2 protein-coding genes are annotated in these 1,706 nt (G+C 43.4%); both read left to right on the top strand.

Annotated features, from left to right (window positions below; translation table 11 throughout):
- Window positions 1-68: 68 nt before the first annotated feature.
- Complete coding sequence (locus FC99_RS05740; protein WP_048732217.1) at window positions 69-794, top strand: helix-turn-helix domain-containing protein; 726 nt, start codon at window positions 69-71, stop codon at window positions 792-794.
- Between the two features lie 29 nt (window positions 795-823).
- On the top strand, window positions 824-1,663 hold the full coding sequence (locus FC99_RS05735) for an IS3 family transposase (RefSeq protein ID WP_048732219.1): 840 nt from the start codon (window positions 824-826) through the stop codon (window positions 1,661-1,663).
- Window positions 1,664-1,706: the final 43 nt, after the last annotated feature.

Genomic DNA, 1,706 nt, shown 5'->3' with positions numbered 1-1,706 from the left:
GGCTATACTCCTACTTAGGTAGACAAGCAAATAATCAAAGCTTGTTTACTTAGGGAGGAGTTTTTAGTATGGGCCGCAAAGGATCCCGGTACAGTTTGGAAGACAAGCTGTACTATATTCATCTGGTGGAACAAGGGCAGACAATATCTGGAATTGAACGACAGTATGGTGTGAAATATGACCAAGTAAAGCAGTGGATTGAACGTTATCAAGCAGTAGGAATTGACGGTTTGAAGCGGCGGAAGGTCCGACAATACTCTGCGGAATTCAAACAGGAAGTGGTCAACTTATATCTGGCGGGTGGAACTTCATATCTACAGTTGGCCAAACAATTTGATATTCCCAATAACAGCGTTATCTATCAGTGGGTGAACCTGTATACTAGTGGTAAATCATTCAAAACCACTAGGAGGGCCAGGACCATGAAGACTGGTAGAAAGACGACACAGAAGGAACGAATTGAAATTGCACAATGGACTATCGCCAACGACTTGGATTACAGTGCCGCCATAAATCAATTTCAGGTATCTTATGGACAAGTGTATGCCTGGGTCAAGAAGTTTAAGCAAGGCGGTCCAGAAGCCCTACAAGACCGCCGTGGCAAAGACAAATCTGGTAAGGCGCAACTCACCGAGACGGAGAAGCAAGAGCTTAAGGTGAAAGCTTTAGAGGCACGAATTGCCCACTTGTCAAAGGAGAATGAAGTTCTAAAAAAACTGAAGGAATTGGAAAGGAAAGATGCCACTCGGAGTTCAAATATCGTACCATTCAAGCACTCGCCCAAGAAGCCCTAGATCGTAATGAACCAACCCAAATTGGCTTGATGTGCCAATTCTTAAAGGTGTCTCGGGCGGCTTACTATAAGTGGCTCCATCGCCGACCCAATCAACGTGAAATTGAAAATGAAGCAATCTACAGCTACGTTAAAGAACTGGAAGAAAACCATCATTACATCTTCGGTGTGAAGCGTTTGGTTGCGTACGTAAACAAGGAAACGCCCTATCATGTGAGTGCTGGAAGAATTCGACGGATGATGAAGCGACACAATATTAAAGCATCGATTTTAGTTGCCAAACACGACCGTAAGGCGGAACACAAAGAATACATTCTTGGCAACAAGCTACTTACGACCGATGCTAAACATGACTTTCATCCTAATCAGCCAAACCAGACTTGGGTAACTGACTGTAGTGAATTGCGGTATGGCATTAAGAACGGTGGGAAGATTCGAGTTAGCGCTATCAAGGACCTTTATGACCATAGTGTTATTGCATGGAAAATCGAACCGACTGAGACGGCTACTTTAGTAACGAATACTTTCAATGCGGCATTAGTCGCAACTAACGGTGAAAAACCAATCTATCTTCATAGTGACCAAGGATCCAGCTACACGGCCGGATTATATAATACAACTTTAGCTGGAGCGGGCGTTATCCATAGTATGTCACGTCCTGGTACGCCGGGTGATAATAGCCCAATGGAAAGTTTGTGGAGTCATATGAAGACAGAATACTTTGACTTTAAACAACCACTATCGCTGGAAGAAATAACTGTGATGATAGCTGATTTTATGGATTGGTATAATAATTCGCGACGCCAACCAACACTAAACGGCATGACCCCAGTAGAATACCGGAATCATGCCGTTAAAAATACTGCATAATGATTTTAATTATTTAGCTGTCTACTTGACAAGGAGCCGCGCC

Origin of the sequence: Levilactobacillus koreensis JCM 16448 (genome assembly GCF_001435525.1) — a bacterium.
GTDB classification, from domain to species: domain Bacteria; phylum Bacillota; class Bacilli; order Lactobacillales; family Lactobacillaceae; genus Levilactobacillus; species Levilactobacillus koreensis.
This window is presented reverse-complemented; position numbering and strand designations above follow the sequence as displayed.

Coding starts and splice junctions, on each gene's coding strand:
- FC99_RS05740 (WP_048732217.1), top strand. CDS start 69: ATGGGCCGCAAAGGATCCCGGTACAGTTTGGAAGACAAGCTGTACTAT.
- FC99_RS05735 (WP_048732219.1), top strand. CDS start 824: ATGTGCCAATTCTTAAAGGTGTCTCGGGCGGCTTACTATAAGTGGCTC.